The organism is Arthrobacter sp. BGA-UO-ETr-C19 (assembly GCF_059568005.1).
Map to the genome: position 1 here is coordinate 229,568 of NZ_JCAQPC010000012.1, position 18,015 is coordinate 247,582.

Below are 18,015 nucleotides of genomic sequence, written 5' to 3' on the forward strand. Positions count from 1 at the left end.
CAGAAGATGTCCATGACTTTCGTTTCGCCGTCGACAGGACGGCAGCTCAAGGCCGTGCTGTTCGACACCTTCGGCACGGTGGTCGACTGGCGCTCCGGCGTCGCCGCCGAGATCAGGCGATTCGCGGACACGCACAGGCTCGCACTGGACCCGTTCGACCTTGCGGACAAATGGCGGGCGGAGTACCAGCCGTCCATGGAAACGGTCCGTTCCGGCCGGCGCGGCTACGTGCCTTTGGACCAGCTGCACCTGGACAACCTGAAACGCGTCCTCGAACGGAACGGGCTCTCCCCTGCCGGATTCGCAAGCGAGGACCTCGAGGAACTCAACCGCGCCTGGGAACGCCTGCCAGCGTGGCCGGACAGCAGCGATGGCCTGAGCCAGCTGAAAAGCCGCTACGTCATCGGGCCGCTGTCCAACGGCAACACCGCCCTGCTGGTCAACATGGGCAAGGACGCCGGGCTGCCGTGGGATGTAGTTGTCGGCTCGGACCTGCTCCGGGTGTACAAGCCAGATCCCGCCGCCTATCTCGGCGCCGCCTCGGTCCTTCGGCTCGACCCGGGCGAGGTTATGCTGGTGGCCGCCCACAATGATGACCTCGGCGCTGCCCGGGACGCCGGGCTGGCCACCGGGTTCGTCCCGCGGGCCACCGAGCATGGGCCGGGGCAGACCACGGACCTGGCCCCGGCCTCAGACTGGGACGCAGTGGCGGCGGACTTCATCCAGCTGGCAAAAGTGCTGACCCTCGCCGAATGAGTTTTTGTACAGATATCGCGCCCTAATCGCCGCCTAAGTCGCGACAACTGGACAAAAACTCCAGAGGCTAGGCTTGGGGGCATGGCTCCCATTTACCCCTTCGCCGGCGACACGCCGGACATCCACCCCTCCGTTTTCGTTGCGCCGACGGCGTCGGTCATCGGCCGTGCCACGCTCGCCGAGGACGCCAGCGCGTTCTACGGCGTCTCGGTGCGTGCCGACACCGCCGCTATCACCGTGGGCACCGGCAGCAACCTGCAGGACAACGTGGTCCTGCACGCCGACCCGGGCTTCCCCTGCAGTGTCGGGGCGCGCGTCAGTGTCGGGCACAGCGCCGTCGTCCATGGCTGCACCGTGGAAGACGACTGCCTCATCGGCATGAGTGCCACCATCCTCAACGGAGCGGTGATCGGCGCCGGATCGCTCGTGGCCGCCGGCGCCGTCGTGCTGGAAGGCACGGTAGTCCCGCCCCGCTCGCTGGTGGCCGGTGTCCCGGCCAAGGTCCGCCGCGAACTCACCGATGAGGAGTTCGACGGCGTGAAGCGCAACGCGGCGCACTACCGCGAGCTCGCCCAGGCGCACCGCGAACTCCACGCACCCATGTAGGTCGCAGCACAGGGCGTTCCCAGCGCTGGGAACGCCCTGAAGTGCTACCCAGTTGGGCGCATTGGCTCAGTCCAGGCTGATCGGCCCCAGCTCGTCCAGCAGGTCGCCGGGGCCGGGATTGCCGGGTGCCGATGAGCCGCCGAGGTGGTTCACCACGCCCCACACCGCGTTCAGCCCGGTGGTCACTGCCCCCTCGGCCCAGCCGGCGGTGAAGGAAACGTCGTCGCCGGCGAGGAAGATGCCGCGCTGGCTTTCCGGCAGTTTGTCCTGCTTGAAGTGGGTGAAGAGCCGCTGCTGGTAACGGTAGTGGCCGGGCAGGTTCGCCTTGAACGCGCCCATGAAGTTGGGGTCGGCTTCCCAGGAGACGGTGATGGGCTGGCCCACGATGTGGCTGGCAATGTCCACGCCGGGGTAGATCTGCTCGAGCGAGTGCAGCATCAGCTCCACTCGTTCTTCGGCGTCGAGCGCCAGCCACTTCAGTGCGTCGTCGTTCCAGGTGTAGGACAGCAGGATCACGGCGGGCTGGTCGGGTCCGTTGTCCAGCAGGTACGTGGCGCGGTTGAGCCGGTCCGTGAGAGTCATTGACAGCACTTCCCTGCCGGTTTCCGGATCGATGTCCTTCCAGAACGGCCGGTCCACCATCACGAACGTCTTGGACGACTGCATGTAGTGCGAGCGCTCGATCGCTGTCCACAGCTCGGACGGGAACAGCGCCTCCTCGGTGTGGATCCGGGTGGACAGCAGCCATGACTGGCACGTGGTGACCACGGCCGGGTAGGAGGCTTCCCTCCCCCAGCGCTCCCGGATGCGGAGGTCGCCGTCGGCGTCCCGGCTGATCCGCTCCACCGCTCCGCGCGGGGAGCCTGAGTGCAGGGACGCCAGGGACGTCCCCTCCGGCCAGTGCACCATGCCCGACGGCGCGTGGCGCCAGAGTGCCTCGGGGAGCCTTTGCGCTCCGCCGGCGATGAGCCGGTGCTGGTCGTCGGCGTCGGTGTACACGACGCGCAGGATTTCCAGGATGGAGTTGGGGAAGTCAGTGTCCCAGCCGCCGGTGCCGAAGCCGACCTGGCCGAACGCCTCGCGGTGAGCGAAGCCCGCCTTCCGGAATGCCTGGCTGCTGGCGATGAAGCCGTAGAAGGTCTCCTCGTCGAGCTCCGGAAGAAGCTCGTTCCACAGTTCCTTGATCCGGGCCGTGTCCCGCGCCCGGATGGCCTCCTGCATCTGCGTGAACTGCGCGCCGTCGTTCACGGCTGCCTTCCAGGCGTCGGCCACTTCGCGGAAGAACGGCGGCAGGTCCGCGGAGGTGTTGGCGTAATGCTTCTGCCCTGCCAGCTCAATCACGGTGCTGGAGGTTGCCGGGGCCAGCGGATTCGGGAAATCCTGCGTCTCCAGTCCCAGCAGGTCAACGTAGTGGTAGAACGCCTTGCCGGAGACCGGGAACCGCATGCCGCCCAGGTCCGCCACCACATCCGGGGCTGCCGGGAAGCTGGCGGTGCGCAGGCGTCCGCCGAGCTGGTCTGCCTCGTAGAGCACCGGCCGCAGCCCGAGCTTCATCAGCTCGTAGGCGGTCACCAGCCCGGACAGCCCGGCGCCCACCACGGCGACTTCGGTGCCGTGCAGTTCCGGCGGGACCGAACCCAGTCCGTCCGGGTGGGCCAGATAGTGGTCGTAGCTGAACGGGAAGTCCGGGTTGAGCATGGTCACCGGGGCCTGGCCCGGCGCTCCGGCCCCGGGCAGGCCTGCTGCGGTGGTGGTCGTGCTGGACGGGTCGGAGGCCGGCAGTTCGGTAGCGGTTGTCATGGAAGGTCTGTCTCCGTGGTCTCGTGTGTTGTCTTACTGGTGAAGAGCTGTCGCTTCAGCGGATGCGGGGGCTGGGGAAAAGTCGCGGCCGGATAGTTCACGGTATTCCTCCTGCCCCAGCGCGGCCACCCTCGAGTGCCGCCTGCCGTAGCCGAAGTAGGCGGCCAGTCCCACGAGCATCCAGATCCCGAAGATCACCCATGTTTCCGCGCTCAGGTTGGCCATCAGGTAGACGCACATGAGCGCGCCCAGGATCGGCGTCAGCGGGAACAGGGGAACCCGGAAGCTCCGCGTGAGCTCCGGCCGGGTGCGGCGCAGGTAGATGACGGCCAGGTTCACCAGGGCGAAGGCGAACAGGGTGCCGATGCTGGTGGCGTCCGCGAGCGCCCCGAGCGGGACCAGCCCGGCAGTGAGGGCGACGGCGGTTCCCACTACCAGGGTTCCGGCAACGGGCGTGCCGGTGCGGTGCGAGACGCGGCCGAAGATGCCGGGAACCAGTCCGTCGCGGGACATGGACAGGAGGATGCGGGTCTGCCCGTAGAGGACGGTCAGCACAATGCTGGCAATGGCGAGCACAGCACCGACGGCGAACATCAGGGCGATCCACGGCTGGCCGGTGATTTCCTCCAGGATCTTCACCAGTGCAGCCTCGGTGCCGTCGAACCAGCCCCACGGGCGGGCGCCGATGGCGGCAACGGCAACCAGCACGTAGATGGTGGTGACGATCAGCATGGAGAGCATGATGGCCCGGGGCAGGTCGCGCTTGGGATTGCGGGCTTCCTCGCCGGCGGTGGAGGCAGCGTCGAAGCCGATGTAGGAGAAGAACACCCGGGAGGCGGCAGCCGAAACGCCGGCGGCGCCCATGGGCAGGAGCGGCTCGAAGTGGCCGCCGTTGAAAGCGGTGAAGGCCACAGCGCAGAAGAAGACCAGGATGCCCACCTTGACCAGCACGATCACGGTGTTGATCCACGCGCTCTCCTTGGCGCCGCGCACCAGCAGGATCATGGCCAGCACCACGATCAGCATGGCCGGGATATTGACCAGACCGCCGCCCCCGGGCGGCTGCGACACCGCATCCGGCAGGGCCTGCCCGAAGACCGCCAGCGTTTCGTTGACGTACTGGCCGGCGCCCACTGCCACCGCTGCCACGGAAACCGCGTACTCGAGCACTAGGCACCAGCCGCAGATCCAGGCCATGCCCTCGCCCATGGTGGCGTACGTGTACGAGTAGCTGGAGCCCGCCGCCGGCACCAGGCCGGCCATTTCGGCGTAGGACACGGCGGACAGCAGCGCGGCCAGGCCGGCGATGGCAAACGAGATCCAGATGGCCGGTCCCGCCAGCGGCACGGATTCGCCCAGGATCACGAGGATGCCGGTGCCGAGGGTGGCACCCACGCTGATCATCGTCAGCTGCAGGACCCCGAAGCTGCGGACCAGACGGGTTCCGCCGTGGCCTGTCTCGGCTTCCTGGACCATCTGCCCGATCGGCTTGCGGCGGAGCAGCTGGGCTGCCAGTCCGGGGCGGCCGGCCTGCACGGGAGGCCGCTGTCCTGCTTGGGTGGGCACAGTCATCGTTGACGTCCGTTCGTTGGTAGTTGGGGCGTTCCGTCCCTCCAGCCTAGGCGTGTGAGCCGTGTCTCACCGTTGTGCAAAATGACCTATAGTGTTTTGGCATGAGACGTAATGCACAACAGACAAGCACGCCAGAGGCGGTGCTTTCCGGGCAGGTCAGCGTTGATCTGTCCGCCATTTCAGACAACGTCCGGGCACTCCGGGCACTCACGCCGGCGCCACATTTCATGGCCGTGGTGAAGGGGAACGGCTACGGCCACGGCCTGGTCGACGTGGCCCGGGCAGCCCTCACGGCCGGCGCCGACTGGCTGGGAACCGCGCAGCTCACCGAGGCCCTGGCCCTGCGCCAGGCGGGCATCACTGCACCGGTGCTGTCGTGGCTGTACCTCGCCACCGCGTCAAGCGAAACGATCCGCGAGGCAGTCAGCCACGACGTCGACATCTCACTGGGCAGCGTCACGCAACTGGATATCGTGGCGGGCATCGCGCGTTCCCTGGGGCAGCCCGCGGCCGTCCACCTTGAGCTGGACAGCGGCCTGAGCCGTGGCGGCGCGCGTGCCGAGGACTGGGCCGTCCTGGTGGCGGCGGCGCGGCAGGCGGAGCTCGCAGGGCACCTGGTGGTGCGCGGCATCTGGACCCACCTGGCATGGGCCGACGTTCCCGCCCACCCGGGAAACGCGGCGGCGGTGGACGCATTCGAGACGGCCGTCGGCCAGGCACGCGAGGCAGGACTGGACCCGCAACTGCGCCACGTTTCCAGTTCGGCGAACATCCTGGACCGGCCGGAATTTGCGTTCGACATGGTGCGGGCGGGGCTGGCCATCTACGGCCTCGCTCCGGCGGACCACCTTAACCCGGCCGACTATGGTCTCCGCCCGGCCCTGTCAGTGACCGCCCCCGTGGTGCTGGTGAAGAAAGTTCCGGCCGGCACCGGCGTCAGCTATGAGCACCAGGCCATCACCCACGAGCCGAGGTCCCTGGCACTGATACCGCTGGGTTACGCCGACGGTATCCCGAAAGGCATTTCCGGCCGGAGTGTGGTGCAGCTGGGCGGCAGGAGGGTTCCCGTGATCGGCAAGGTGTGCATGGACCAGTTCATGGTGGATCTGGGGCCCGAACCTGGCGGAGTCAGCGTTGGTGACACCGCAGTCCTGTTCGGTGATCCGCGGAGCGGGGCCGCGAGCGCCGATGAGTGGGGCGCCGCCATCGGAAGCCACGGCGACGAGATCATCAACAGGATCGCACCGCGCCTGCCCCGCGCCTATAGCCTGCCGCAGGCACACGAGTGCCCGGATTACGAGGAGCCAGGGGACGGTGCCCCGGATGTCGCCTGAGGCAGGGGCGCGGACGGCGCCCGCAGCCAGTGCGGCGGCGGAGCGGCTGAGCGTCGTCACCCTGGAACAGTTCCTGGCGAAGCTGCCGCCGGAGCTCACGGTTCTTCACGACGGCGGCAACGGTTCGGGACTGCTGCGGTGGGTTGAGCCGAGTGAGCTGGAGGACCCCACGCCGTACCTGCTCGACGGCGAGTTCCTCCTCACGGCAGGTTTGCCCTTCGTTGGCGACGCGGGTGACGACGCCCGGGTTGACGCTTACGTGGGGCGCCTGGTGAAGGCCAGGGTGGCGGCCCTTGGCTTTGGCCTGGAGCCATACTTCAGCGCGGTGCCGGACGCTGTGGTGGAAGCCTGTGTCCGGCACAACCTGACCCTGGTGAAGGTGCCCAGCACGGTCCCGTTCGCTGCCATTGGGCTCGAGTTCTCCCAGTTGCTGGAGTCGGAGAACGCGAAAGTGTTCCGCCACCTCGCGGACACGAACCGGCAGCTCATGCGCGCCGTCCTGTCCGCCCGGCCCGAACATGAGCTCCTGGCCGCGCTGGTCCAGCGGGTCCCGGTCTGGGCCATGTTGGTCGGCGCGGACGGGCGGGTGCGCGCCCGGGCGGGCTCCGGCGTCGAGGTCACCATGCTGCAGCCGCTGCTGGACCGGCTGCTGGGGGGCAGCGGGCCGCGAGTGGAGATGGATTCCTTCGACGTCCCCGGATCTGCATTCGTGTTCGGTCATCCGCTGCGCAGCACCCGCGATGCCAACCTTGGCGCGCTTGTGCTGGGTACTGATTCGCCCCTGACCCCCGCGCAGAACAGCGTGGTCTCCTCCGCCGTCGGACTCCTTGAGCTGTTGGTCCGGCAACGGACCAGCGGGTCACTGGCACCGAGCCAGCTGGCGACGTCGCTGCTGCTGCACCCGGACAGCATGACCTCCGGCGGGGTGCGGCACATCAACGGGCTCCGGGACCTGCTGGCCCAGAGCACTTCCTCAACGCGTTCCGCTCCCCTGCGCGTCGTACAGGGCATCAGGGCGGGGCAGGGCATCAGGGCGGGGCAGGGCATCAGGGCGGGGCAAGCAACCGGGCGTACTGCGGAGAGCCCGGTGCGGGAGCTGCTGCAGTGGCGCCGCCTGTTCGACACCAAACTTGTGGAAATGACGGACTACGGTTTCGCCGCCATCACCCGGCTCAGGGTGGACGACGCACTGCTGGGCGAAGTCGAGAAGCTGGGGTGGCGGCTGGTCATCAGTGACGCCACCGAGCTCACGGACCTGAGCAGCGCCTACCAGCGGGTGACGGCGCTGCGGCAGCGCGTCCAGACAACCGGCAAGAGCGCCAGGGTGGGTGAAGTGACGTGGACCGTCGCCGGACTGCTGGGTCACGAAGCCGGAACCATGCTGGCCGGCCGGCTGCTGGAGCCCGTGCTCAGCCAGGACAGCGACCGCCGGACCGCGCACCTGTCCGTACTGCGGGCATGGCTCGGCGAGAACGGGAACTGGGATGCCACCGCCAAGGCGCTGGGACTGCACCGCAACAGCGTCCGGCGGCAGATCAACGCGGTGGCCGAACTGTTGGACACCGACCTGAACCAGGCGCAGGTCCGGGCCGAACTCTGGATCGCGCTGCAGTACGTGGACGGGCTGCCCGCCACTTAGCTGGACCCTATGACGGCTTTGCGGCGCCGCCGCTCCCTTCCCTGCCGTTCTCTTCCCAGGTGCGGTAAACATCAGGCCGCCGTTCGCGCAGATAAGGCACGGCGTCGCGCGCCTGGCGGGCCGCTTCGGCGCTGACCTCCGCGTACAGCAAGTCCGGGTGGGGACCGGCAGCGGCGAGCAGTTCGCCGTCGGGGCCGGCAATGACGCTTCCGCCCAGGAAAGTGCAGCCGTCCTCCTCCCCGGAGTGGTTGGCATACGCCACCGTCAACTGGCTCTCCAGGGCGCGGGCCCGCAGCAGCACCTGCGGCACGGATTCGAAGCCGTGGGCCAGCGCGGTGGGAACCAGGAGCAGGTCGGCGCCGGCGGCGGCCGCCGCGCGCACCGTTTCGGGAAACTCCACGTCATAGCAGATGGCCAGCGAGGTTTTAATGCCGCCCAGATCGACGACGGCGGGGGCTGCTTCCGCGGGGCTGAACGCCTTGCGCTCGTCCGGGCCAAAGAGGTGGACCTTGGCGTAGCTCAGGAGTTCGTCCCCGTGGCCGTCCAGGACCGTCGCGGTGATCTGCCACTGCCCGTCGGCCGTGACGGCGGGCAGGCTGTAGACCAGGGCGATCCGGCGCGTAGCAGCGATGCCGGCAAGGGTGCGCCGGATGCCGGGCAGGGTTTTGGGGTCCAGCTCCGCCCTGACGCGCAGCGGCGCATAACCCACCGGGAAAAGCTCGGGGGTCAGGAGCACGGCAGCGCCCGCTTCCGCGGCCCTCTGGGCCGCCTGGTCGATGGCTGCGCAGTTCCGTTCGATGTCCAAAACACTGGAGTTCGCCTGCATCAGCGCCAGCTTCACCGTGATCACCTCAAGTCTTCGTGCACGCCGCCCAACACCGGACGCCGTTTCCTTCAGCGTATCCGCGGCCGCGGCCGCGGATCCGGCCCATTTGCACCGTCCGGCACTGCCCGCGGGACGGTTTGCCCGTCGCATGCGCCTTTCCGGATGCCGAGGCATTGCGTTAACTTCTTGACTACAAGGCTGCCGATGGTGCAATGTTCATTTCATGCCCTCACCATCGCGCTCGACGAGGAGCCGAACCAAAAACCCCGGGTCGCAATCCGCCCTCAGGCACCTGAACCAGCAGCGGATCATCGAATGCCTGCTCAACGGCCCCTCGACCCAGGCGGAGCTTGCGCGGCAGACGGGACTGTCCACCGCGACGGTGTCCAACATCGTCAAAATCATGCAGGACTCCGGCCTGGCATCCACCGAACCGACCACCAGTTCCGGGCGGCGCGCACTCAACGTCCGGCTCAACAGCAACGGTGCCGTGGCAGTGGGCATCGACTTTGGCCGGCGGCACCTGCGGGTGGTTCTCGCCTCGCTCAGCTACCACATCATTGCCGAGGAATCCGTGCTCCTGCCGCTCGGGCACCACGCGGAGCAGGGTATCCAGGCCGCCGTCGCCCTGCTCGACAAACTGCTGGCCGACAGCGGGGTGGAGCGCAGCGCCGTGGTGGGTGCCGGCGTCGGAATCCCCGGTCCAATCGACCGCCGGACCAGCACGGTCGCCCAGGGGGCGATCCTGCCCGAGTGGGTGGGCATCGACATCCAGGAACGCCTCGAGGAGGCGTTCCAGTTCCCTATATTCATAGACAATGACTCGAATCTTGGCGCCTTGTCCGAGGTCACGTGGGGGCCGCACAGCGGCATCAGCAACCTGCTGTTCATGAAGATCGGTTCCGGCATTGGCGCGGGCCTGATCCTCAACGGCAACCCGTACTACGGCAACGTCGGGATCACCGGGGAAATCGGCCACGCGACCATCCACGAGCACGGCCTGATCTGCCGCTGCGGCAACAGGGGGTGCCTGGAAACCATTGCCTCCACCACCACCATGATTGAACTGCTGAGCCGGGGCGAGGAGCGGCCGCTCACGCCCGAGGACATCGTCCGCAAGGCACTGGCGAGGGATGCCGCCACCCTGCGCGTGGTGGACGACGCGGGTCTTGCGGTGGGCAGGGCGCTGGGGAACGTGGCCAACCTGATCAACCCCGAGGTGATCGTGGTGGGCGGCCCCCTGGCCGGGCTGGGGGACATCCTGCTGGACCCCATTAGGCGCGGGCTGGTACGGCATGCCGTGCCGGTCATCGGCGAAACCACCACCCTTACCATGTCCTCGCTGAACGACCGCGCGGAGGCCCTGGGCGCCGCATCCCTGGTCTTCCAGCATGCCGGAATCCGCCGCACATAGCGTTTCGTTATCCCGCCGTTGCGTTAAAGACTTGACGACAACGGCCTGCTCCATCTACTTTTTCATCAGACGGCCCTGCGGATTGCAGGGAAGACAACGAAGTCAATGCATTGGAGGCGTAAGGGCAAATGACGTCCCTCAACACGCAAAGCGAGCCGGTTCTCCTGGAGATGCGCTCCATCACCAAGGAATTCCCCGGCGTTAAAGCCTTGTCCGATGTGAGCCTGCGGGTGAAGGCCGGGGAAATCCACGCGATCTGCGGGGAGAACGGCGCCGGCAAGTCCACCCTCATGAAGGTCCTGTCCGGCGTGTACCCCTACGGCAGCTACAGCGGCGACATCGTGTACCAAAACGAGGTACAGCAGTTCAAGGACATCCGGGCCAGCGAGCACGCCGGCATCGTGATTATCCACCAGGAACTGGCGCTCATCCCGGAGTTGTCCATCACGGAGAACATCTTCCTGGGCAACGAACCGGTCAAGCGCGGCGTGATCGACTGGGCCGAGGCCCGCACCAGGACCCGCGAACTGCTCGCCCGGGTAGGCCTCCGCGAGGACCCGGACACCCCGGTCAAGGAAATCGGCGTCGGCAAGCAGCAGCTGGTGGAGATCGCCAAGGCGCTGAACAAGGCCGTGAAGCTGCTCATCCTCGACGAGCCCACCGCCGCCCTGAACGAATCCGACTCCCAGCACCTGCTGGACCTGATCCTGGGATTGAAGGGCAAGGGCATTACCTCGATCATCATTTCCCACAAGCTCAACGAGATCGAGCAGATCGCCGACGAGATCACCATCATCCGCGATGGAAAGTCGATCGAGACGCTGAACGTCAAACGCGACGGCGTCGACGAGGACCGGATCATCAAGGGCATGGTGGGCCGCACGCTTGAGTCCCGGTTCCCGGACCACGAGCCCAAGATCGGCGAGGTCCTGTTTGAGGTCAAGAACTGGACCGTCGGGCACCCGCAGGTCCAGGACCGGATGGTCTGCAAAGGCTCCAACTTCTTCGTCCGCCGGGGCGAGATCGTGGGCTTCGCGGGCCTCATGGGAGCCGGCCGCACCGAACTGGCACGGTCGGTGTTCGGCCGTTCCTACGGCCGCTTCATCTCCGGCAGCATCTATAAGAACGGCAAGGAACTCCACCTCAAGAACGTCAAGCAGGCCATCGACGCCGGGCTCGGCTACGTCACCGAGGACCGGAAGTCCCTGGGCCTGAACCTCCTGGACGACATCAAGACCACCACGGTCTCGGCCGCGCTGCACAAGATCAGCAAGCACTTCGTGGTGGATGCCAACAAGGAATTCACGGTGGCCGAGCAGTACCGCAAATCGCTGCGGACCAAGACGCCCTCCGTGGAGGAAGGCGTGGCCAAGCTCTCCGGCGGCAACCAGCAGAAGGTGGTGCTGGCCAAGTGGATGTTCACCGATCCTGACCTGCTGATCCTGGATGAGCCCACCCGCGGCATCGACGTCGGCGCCAAGTACGAGATCTACGGGATCATCCAGCAGCTGGCCAACCAGGGCAAGGGCGTGATCGTGATCTCCTCCGAACTCCCCGAACTGCTGGGCCTCTCCGACCGGATCTACACCATCTTTGAAGGCGCCATCACCGGAGTCCTGAACAAGGACGACGCCAGCCAGGAAAGCCTCATGAAACTCATGACCTCCGCCAGAAAAACCGCCTGACCCTCTGGAACCCTCCAGAACCTTCCAGAACAAGGACTGACAAATGAACGCGCTCAAGAAGCTCTTTGGCGGCAACACCCGCCAATTCGGCATGATCTTCGCCCTGGTTGCACTGATCGTCTTCTTCCAATTCGCCACCGAAGGCCGCACGCTCACCCCGGGCAACGTCATCAACCTCTTCAACGGCAACTCCTACATCCTGATCCTGGCCATCGGCATGGTGCTGGTCATCATCGCCGGCCACATCGACCTGTCAGTCGGCTCCGTCGCGGCCTTCGTCGGAGTCACCGTGGCCCTGGCCATCAGGGACTGGGGAATCCCCTGGTACCTGGGCATCCTGCTCGGACTCGCGCTCGGAGTCCTGATCGGGGCCTGGCAAGGGTTCTGGACGGCCTATGTGGGGATTCCGGCCTTCATCGTGACGCTGGCCGGCATGCTGCTGTTCCGCGGCTTCAACCAGTTCGTCGGCAAGTCCAACACCATCCCGGTCCCCGCCGACTTCCAGTACATCGGCTCCGGATACCTTCCCGAGGTCGGCCCGAGCACCGGCTACAACAACCTCACCCTGCTGCTGGGCCTGCTGGGGGTCGCGTTCGTGGTCTTCAGCGAACTGCGCGCCCGCCGCACCGCCAAGGCGCTCGGCGCTGAGGTCCCCGAGGGCTGGGTGGTCGTCACCAAGCTTGTGCTGGTCTGCGGTGCCATCCTGTACGCCACGTACCTCTTCGCCACGGGCCGCCCGGGAACCTCGTTCCCGATCCCCGGCCTCATCCTCGCCGTCCTGGTCCTGATCTACGGCTTCATCTCCTCCAAGACGGTCGTCGGCCGCCACGTCTACGCAGTGGGCGGGAACCGGCACGCGGCCGAGCTGTCCGGCGTCCAGTCCAAGAAGGTCAACTTCCTGGTCATGATGAACATGTCCATCCTGGCCGGCCTGGCCGGCATGATCTTCGTTGGCCGGTCGACCGCCTCCGGCCCGTTCGACGGCGTGGGCTGGGAACTCGATGCCATCGCAGCTGTGTTCATTGGCGGCGCAGCTGTCACCGGCGGCGTGGGCACCGTGATCGGCTCGATCGTCGGCGGCCTGGTCATGGCCGTGCTGAACAACGGCCTGCAGCTGCTCGGCGTCGGCGCCGACCTGACCCAGATCATCAAGGGCCTGGTCCTGCTGATCGCCGTCGCGTTCGACGTCTACAACAAGAGCCAGGGCAAGCGCTCCATCATCGGCATGCTGACCCAGGGCTTCAACCGCCCCAGCGGCGGCACCCCGCTCCAGCCCGACGAAGTGTCCTCCACCAAGGAAACCATCTCCCGGGAAGCCTGAGCACCGCCCGCTCCCCGGCTGCATTTCCCATCCCTAAAGAAAGTGAATCGAACAAATGCGAATGATTGGTAAGGCAGGAAAGGCGGCAGCAATCGCTGCCATCGCGGCACTGGCGCTGACAGCCTGCGGCCGTTCCGACTCAGGTACTACAGGCGGCGGCACAGCCGGCGGTGAGGCGTTCCCCAAGGATTCCTCGATCGGCGTCGCACTCCCCCAGAAAACCAGTGAGAACTGGGTCCTGGCGGAGAAGCTGTTCAACGACGGCCTCAAGGAAGCCGGCTTCAAGCCGGACGTCCAGTTTGCCAACGGCGGCGTCTCGGAGCAGCAGAACCAGATCAGCGCCATGATCACCAAGGGCGCCAAGGTCATCATCGTCGGCGCGATCGACGGCGCCCAGCTGGGCACCCAGCTGAAGCAGGCCAAGGACGCCGGCGCCACGATCATCGCCTACGACCGGCTGCTGCTGAACACCGCGAACGTGGACTACTACGTGGCCTATGACAACTTCAAGGTGGGCGAGCTGCAGGGCAAGGCCCTGCTGGACGGCATGAAGGCCAAGAAGCCGAACGGCCCGTACAACGTTGAGCTTTTCGCCGGTTCCCCTGACGATGCCAACGCCAAGGTCTTCTTCGACGGTGCCATGAGCGTCCTGCAGCCGAAGATCGACGACGGCACCCTCAAGGTGCTGTCCGGACAGAAGTCCTTCGAGCAGGCTGTCACCCAGGGCTGGAAGGCAGAAAACGCCCAGCGCCGTGCGGACACGCTCCTGACCGGCAGCTACTCGTCCGCGTCGCTGGACGGCGTCCTTTCCCCGAACGACACCCTGGCCCGCGCAGTGCTGACCTCGGTCAAGGCTGCCGGCAAGCCGCTTCCGGTGGTCACCGGGCAGGACTCCGAGGTTGAGTCGGTCAAGTCCATCATGGCGGGCGAGCAGTACTCCACCATCAACAAGGACACCCGCAAGCTCGTTGAGCACGCGATCGTCATGGTCAAGGACATCCAGGCCGGCAAGACGCCTGAAATCAACGATGACAAGTCCTACAACAACAAGGTCAAGACCGTTCCGGCCTACCTGCTGGAACCGGTCATCGTGACCAAGGAAAACGTCAAGACGGCCTACGTGGACGATCCGGTTCTCGGCCCGATCACCAAGTAGCGGCTTCGCCACAGACGCTGACCAGAGCCCCGGCTCCCCCGCGAGTGACCAGTTCACAAGGGAGGGCCGGGGCTCTTCCGTTACCACCCAATGCTCGCCCGCCGCCTGCGGCTCCTAACCCAACGCTCCCTCACTTTTCGCGCTCCTAGCCTCACAGCGGAAACATAGGCTCAGCCCGTTTCCTGCACAGCAGCGGGCACCAGTGTGGGATCCGAAGCCGGCCAATCCCCCGGCATGTGATCCCAAGGAGTGCAGTGAGCGTCCTCGCCCGAAGTGTAGGCAATGCGTTTAGAAACAAGGTCCGGACGGCCGCGGTTGTGGCCGTGCTGGCGGTCGCGATCGGGCTGGCTTTGGCCATGCTGGTGGCCAACCAGGCAGTCGGGGCCAAAGTCGAGGAGCTGAACGCCTCGGTGGGCACGGTGCTGACGGTGAACCCGGCCGGCGGCCAGGGCTTCGAAGGCGGCGGCGAGCCGCTCACTGCCGAGCAGGCGGCGACAGCGGCCGACGTTCCGAACGTGAGCGCCGTCGTCGGAACAAAAGCGCTGCGGCTGCGCAACGCGACCGAGGCCGCCGCACAGGCGGCAGCCGGCACCCAGGGCGGTCCGGGCGGCGGGCAGGGCGGCCCGGGCGGGCAGACCACCACCACGCTGACCACCAGCCTCACCGCCGCGGTCGACGCCGGAACTCTCGGCGCGCGCAACCAGGACAGCTCCGGAACCACCGGTGCCACGGGAAGTACGGGGACCACGGGCACCACCCCGGCCCGGTCCCTGCCCATCACGGCCACCGGCACCGGGGCAGAGGTGGACAGCACCGGCAAGGCCCTCGCACTGACGGCGGGCACCGGGCTGGGCGACTACGCGGCCGAGTCCACCAAGGCGCTGCTGGGCACCACCCTTGCCGAAAAGAACAACCTGAAGGTTGGCTCCACCTTCACCATCAACAGCAAGACCTTCACCGTTGCCGGCCTGTTCGACGCCGGCACCGCGTTCGGCAACAACGCCCTCTACGTCACTCTCCCCACCGCCCAGACCCTGGCCGAGCTGCCCGGCGAGCTGTCCACGATGATCGTGACGGTGGACAGCATGGAGCACGTCGACGCCGCCAAGACGGCACTGCAGAACGCGCTCGGCACCGACAAGGCCGACGTCACCCAGGGCCAGCGCAACCTCGAAACCGCCGTCACCTCCCTGGACAGCGTCAAGAACATCTCCATGGTGGCGTTCATCGCGGCACTTGGCACCGCGGGACTGATTATCCTGCTGATCATGGTCATGCTGGTCCGCGAGCGCCGCCGCGAAATCGGCGTCCTCAAGGCCATCGGCGCACCGAACCGCACCATCGGCCTCCAGTTCGTGCTCGAGGCCCTGGTCCTGGTGGCCCTCGGCAGCGTTGTAGGCGCCGTTATCGCCTCCTTCGCCAGCGGCGGCATCGCCTCCGCACTGGTCAGCTCCAGCACAGGCACGACGGCGGCCCCCGCCGGCCAGCGCGCCGGCGGGTTCGCCGGGGCGGCGGGCGGATTCCCGGGTGGCCAGGGCGGTCCGTTCGGCGGCGCCTCCCAGCTGCTCACCTCCGTCACCGCCAGCGTGTCCCCCGAAATCCTTGCGGCCGGCATCGCGGCAGTGTTCGGCGTCGCCATCATCGGCGCACTGGTTCCGGCCCTGCTCACCGCCCGCATCCGCCCCATCGAAGTCCTCCGAGGAGAATAGCCATGATTGAAGTCAAGGATCTGGTCCGCACGTTCAAGTCCGGCGACCGCACCATCAAGCCGGTCAACGGCGTCAGCTTCGAGCTGGAGCAGGGCACGCTGGCGTCAATCGTGGGCAAGAGCGGCAGCGGCAAGAGCACACTGCTTTCCCTCCTGGGTGCCCTGGACAAACCCACCAGCGGAGACGTCGTCGTCAACGGGGTGAGCCTGGCGGGCATGCCGGACGGCAAGCTGACTGACTACCGGCGCCGGGACATCGGCTTCGTGTTCCAGCAGTTCAACCTGGTGCCCAACCTCTCCGCGCTGGACAACGTCATGCTGCCCATGGAGTTCGCCGGGGTGCGGAAGTCCGTCCGGGCGGAGCGGGCCCGGGCTTTGCTGGAGCAGGTGCAGCTCGATCCGGACAAGCATGGCCGCCGCATCAACCGTCTCTCCGGGGGCGAGCAGCAGCGCGTGGCCATCGCCCGGGCCCTCGCCAACGAACCCAAGCTGATCCTCGCCGACGAGCCCACGGGCAACCTCGATGAGCAGACGGGCGAGCACATCATCGAATTGCTCAGCTCCCTCAGCCGCGACTACAACACCACGATCCTCGTGGTCACGCACGACCGCATGCTCGCCAACAAGACGGACCGCCGGTTCCGCCTCCAGCAGGGGAAGCTCACGGAGGAACCGGTCCGCGGCCGTGCTGCGGAGCCGGCGGCAGTGTAGGCAGCACGGAAGGTGCGGGCGGGCGTAAACCCTCCCGCACCTTCCGCAGGCTTTCACCCGATCCTTCCTCACCTCTCGCAGGCTTTCACCCGATCCTTCCTCACCTCTCGCAGGTTTTCACCCGATCCTTCCTCACCTCTCGCAGGTTTTTGACCCAACGCTCCCGCACCCGGGTGAGAGGATGGCGTCATGACGTCACCGATCGCCAAGCCGTGGCTCTTCAGCCAGTCCAATCAGGATCCCCTTGCCGCCACGGGCCAGCCGCTGCGGTGGGGTGTCATTGCCACCGGCCGGATCGCCTCCCTGGTGTCGCGGGACCTGGCACTTCTGGAGGACGCGGAGCTGTACGCCGTCAGCTCCCGCGCCCAGCACACCGCGGACGCGTTTGCGGGCGAGTTCGGCTTTGCCGTGGCCTACGGGGACGACGGCGGGCAGCACGGCTATGAGCGGCTCCTCGCCGACGACGCGGTGGACGTGGTTTACGTGGCCACGCCGCACGCGCAGCACCACCGGGTAGTGCTGGCGGCCCTTCGCGCGGGCAAGCATGTGCTCTGCGAAAAGGCATTCACCATCAACGCCCGCGAAGCCTCCGAGCTGATCGACGTAGCCCGTGAAAAGAAGCTGTTCCTGATGGAAGCCGTGTGGAGCCGCTTCCTGCCCAGCATGCAGAGGGCCTTCGAGATCGCACATTCCGGCGAGCTCGGAACCGTCCAGTGGGTCACGGCGGACCTCGGCTTCCCGGCACCTTACTCCCCCACCGCCAGGCTCTGGGCCGTCCAGGACGGCGGCGGCGCGCTTCTCGACATCACCGTCTACCCGCTGTTGTGGGCCCTCGGGACCCTGGGTTTTCCGCAGACGGTCAGTGCCATGGGCACTTTGAACGACGACGGCGTGGACGCCCAGAATGCGCTCACCCTGGGTTACCATCACGGCGCGCAGGCACAGCTCACTTCCTCCTTGCTCGCCCACGGCCCGCGCACCGCCACGGTTGCCGGCAGCCTGGGGTACCTGCAGACACTCGGCTCGATCAACAACCCCAGGAAGCTGGTAGTGGGGATCGGGCAGGAGGCACCGCGGACGGAACACTTCGAGGTGACGGGGCGGGGTTATACGTACGAGCTTCGTGAGGTGACCCGGTGCATCCAGCAGGGCCTCACCGAGAGCCCGGTCATGCCGCTCGAGGACTCGCTGAATACGATGCGGCTGTTCGATGGCGTCCGCGCCCAGCTCGGTGTCGCATATCCCAACGACGCCCACTGAGCAGCTTTTCCGGCCTTCGTCGAATCGAAAGAATTATTCTCCCGGGTCTGGACTCCCACTTTGGGGCAGGCTTAGGCTTTAGTCGATCGTCGATTCATTCGGTGAGCTTGGGGGTGTTAAGCATGACCATTGCGGGTTTGTCGTGGTCTGCGTTGCGCCCTTTGCGCCCGGTTTTCTTGGCCGGGGCCGCCGCTGTGGCCTGGCTTGCTGTATCCGCCCCGGCCGCC

General features: G+C 66.8%; 14 protein-coding genes. 11 read left to right on the forward strand and 3 right to left on the reverse strand.

Annotated features, from left to right (window positions below; genetic code table 11):
- Positions 1 to 12 precede the first annotated feature (12 nt).
- A complete protein-coding gene (locus AC57BR_RS06665) occupies positions 13 to 756 on the forward strand; it encodes a haloacid dehalogenase type II (RefSeq protein ID WP_496358979.1) in 744 nt (247 codons plus the stop codon).
- A gap of 81 nt (positions 757 to 837) precedes the next feature.
- Positions 838 to 1,362: a gamma carbonic anhydrase family protein gene (locus AC57BR_RS06670; protein WP_395402305.1), complete on the forward strand. Its 525-nt coding sequence runs from the start codon at positions 838 to 840 to the stop codon at positions 1,360 to 1,362.
- 66 nt (positions 1,363 to 1,428) lie between these two features.
- Here AC57BR_RS06670 and AC57BR_RS06675 read toward each other — a convergent pair whose 3' ends face one another.
- Together AC57BR_RS06675 and AC57BR_RS06680 are read right to left on the reverse strand one after the other, a co-directional pair.
- On the reverse strand, positions 1,429 to 3,162 hold the full coding sequence (locus tag AC57BR_RS06675) for a flavin monoamine oxidase family protein (RefSeq protein WP_496358980.1): 1,734 nt from the start codon (positions 3,160 to 3,162) through the stop codon (positions 1,429 to 1,431).
- Between the two features lie 33 nt (positions 3,163 to 3,195).
- Positions 3,196 to 4,734 (reverse strand): amino acid permease, encoded by a 1,539-nt coding sequence (locus AC57BR_RS06680; RefSeq protein WP_496358981.1) that lies wholly within the window; start codon positions 4,732 to 4,734, stop codon positions 3,196 to 3,198.
- Between the two features lie 101 nt (positions 4,735 to 4,835).
- Between AC57BR_RS06680 and alr the strand changes: the two genes are divergently transcribed.
- Together alr and AC57BR_RS06690 are read left to right on the forward strand one after the other, a co-directional pair.
- Entirely contained in the window at positions 4,836 to 6,068 is a 1,233-nt protein-coding gene (alr, locus tag AC57BR_RS06685) for an alanine racemase (protein WP_496358982.1), read from the forward strand.
- The gene (locus tag AC57BR_RS06690; protein ID WP_496358983.1) at positions 6,058 to 7,707 is read left to right on the forward strand and encodes a PucR family transcriptional regulator; all 1,650 of its coding nucleotides are present in this window, start codon (positions 6,058 to 6,060) and stop codon (positions 7,705 to 7,707) included. The genes alr and AC57BR_RS06690 overlap by 11 nt, the downstream gene beginning before the upstream one ends.
- Positions 7,708 to 7,714: 7 nt before the next feature.
- On the opposite strand, the gene AC57BR_RS06695 is transcribed toward AC57BR_RS06690, so the two are convergent.
- On the reverse strand, positions 7,715 to 8,533 hold the full coding sequence (locus tag AC57BR_RS06695; protein WP_496359035.1) for a nitrilase-related carbon-nitrogen hydrolase: 819 nt from the start codon (positions 8,531 to 8,533) through the stop codon (positions 7,715 to 7,717).
- A 223-nt stretch (positions 8,534 to 8,756) separates the two neighbouring features.
- Between AC57BR_RS06695 and AC57BR_RS06700 the strand changes: the two genes are divergently transcribed.
- From AC57BR_RS06700 to AC57BR_RS06730, 7 genes are all read left to right on the forward strand, one after another.
- Positions 8,757 to 9,947, forward strand: coding sequence for an ROK family protein (locus tag AC57BR_RS06700; protein ID WP_494021013.1), 1,191 nt, complete (start codon positions 8,757 to 8,759; stop codon positions 9,945 to 9,947).
- Positions 9,948 to 10,075: 128 nt separating this feature from the next.
- A complete protein-coding gene (mmsA, locus tag AC57BR_RS06705; RefSeq protein WP_496358984.1) occupies positions 10,076 to 11,632 on the forward strand; it encodes a multiple monosaccharide ABC transporter ATP-binding protein in 1,557 nt (518 codons plus the stop codon).
- A 43-nt stretch (positions 11,633 to 11,675) separates the two neighbouring features.
- Positions 11,676 to 12,953, forward strand: coding sequence for a multiple monosaccharide ABC transporter permease (gene mmsB, locus AC57BR_RS06710; protein WP_496358985.1), 1,278 nt, complete (start codon positions 11,676 to 11,678; stop codon positions 12,951 to 12,953).
- A gap of 55 nt (positions 12,954 to 13,008) precedes the next feature.
- Entirely contained in the window at positions 13,009 to 14,109 is a 1,101-nt protein-coding gene (locus AC57BR_RS06715; RefSeq protein ID WP_496358986.1) for a substrate-binding domain-containing protein, read from the forward strand.
- A 254-nt stretch (positions 14,110 to 14,363) separates the two neighbouring features.
- Entirely contained in the window at positions 14,364 to 15,818 is a 1,455-nt protein-coding gene (locus AC57BR_RS06720) for an ABC transporter permease (protein ID WP_496358987.1), read from the forward strand.
- A 2-nt stretch (positions 15,819 to 15,820) separates the two neighbouring features.
- Positions 15,821 to 16,528 carry an ABC transporter ATP-binding protein gene (locus AC57BR_RS06725; protein WP_496358988.1) on the forward strand — a complete coding sequence of 236 codons (708 nt, stop codon included), beginning with the start codon at positions 15,821 to 15,823 and terminating at the stop codon, positions 16,526 to 16,528.
- A gap of 189 nt (positions 16,529 to 16,717) precedes the next feature.
- Complete coding sequence (locus AC57BR_RS06730) at positions 16,718 to 17,788, forward strand: Gfo/Idh/MocA family protein (RefSeq protein ID WP_496358989.1); 1,071 nt, start codon at positions 16,718 to 16,720, stop codon at positions 17,786 to 17,788.
- Positions 17,789 to 18,015: the final 227 nt, after the last annotated feature.

Coding starts and splice junctions, on each gene's coding strand:
- AC57BR_RS06665 (WP_496358979.1), top strand. CDS start 13: ATGACTTTCGTTTCGCCGTCGACAGGACGGCAGCTCAAGGCCGTGCTG.
- AC57BR_RS06670 (WP_395402305.1), top strand. CDS start 838: ATGGCTCCCATTTACCCCTTCGCCGGCGACACGCCGGACATCCACCCC.
- AC57BR_RS06675 (WP_496358980.1), bottom strand. CDS start 3,162: ATGACAACCGCTACCGAACTGCCGGCCTCCGACCCGTCCAGCACGACC.
- AC57BR_RS06680 (WP_496358981.1), bottom strand. CDS start 4,734: ATGACTGTGCCCACCCAAGCAGGACAGCGGCCTCCCGTGCAGGCCGGC.
- alr (WP_496358982.1), top strand. CDS start 4,836: ATGAGACGTAATGCACAACAGACAAGCACGCCAGAGGCGGTGCTTTCC.
- AC57BR_RS06690 (WP_496358983.1), top strand. CDS start 6,058: ATGTCGCCTGAGGCAGGGGCGCGGACGGCGCCCGCAGCCAGTGCGGCG.
- AC57BR_RS06695 (WP_496359035.1), bottom strand. CDS start 8,533: ATGCAGGCGAACTCCAGTGTTTTGGACATCGAACGGAACTGCGCAGCC.
- AC57BR_RS06700 (WP_494021013.1), top strand. CDS start 8,757: ATGCCCTCACCATCGCGCTCGACGAGGAGCCGAACCAAAAACCCCGGG.
- mmsA (WP_496358984.1), top strand. CDS start 10,076: ATGACGTCCCTCAACACGCAAAGCGAGCCGGTTCTCCTGGAGATGCGC.
- mmsB (WP_496358985.1), top strand. CDS start 11,676: ATGAACGCGCTCAAGAAGCTCTTTGGCGGCAACACCCGCCAATTCGGC.
- AC57BR_RS06715 (WP_496358986.1), top strand. CDS start 13,009: ATGCGAATGATTGGTAAGGCAGGAAAGGCGGCAGCAATCGCTGCCATC.
- AC57BR_RS06725 (WP_496358988.1), top strand. CDS start 15,821: ATGATTGAAGTCAAGGATCTGGTCCGCACGTTCAAGTCCGGCGACCGC.
- AC57BR_RS06730 (WP_496358989.1), top strand. CDS start 16,718: ATGACGTCACCGATCGCCAAGCCGTGGCTCTTCAGCCAGTCCAATCAG.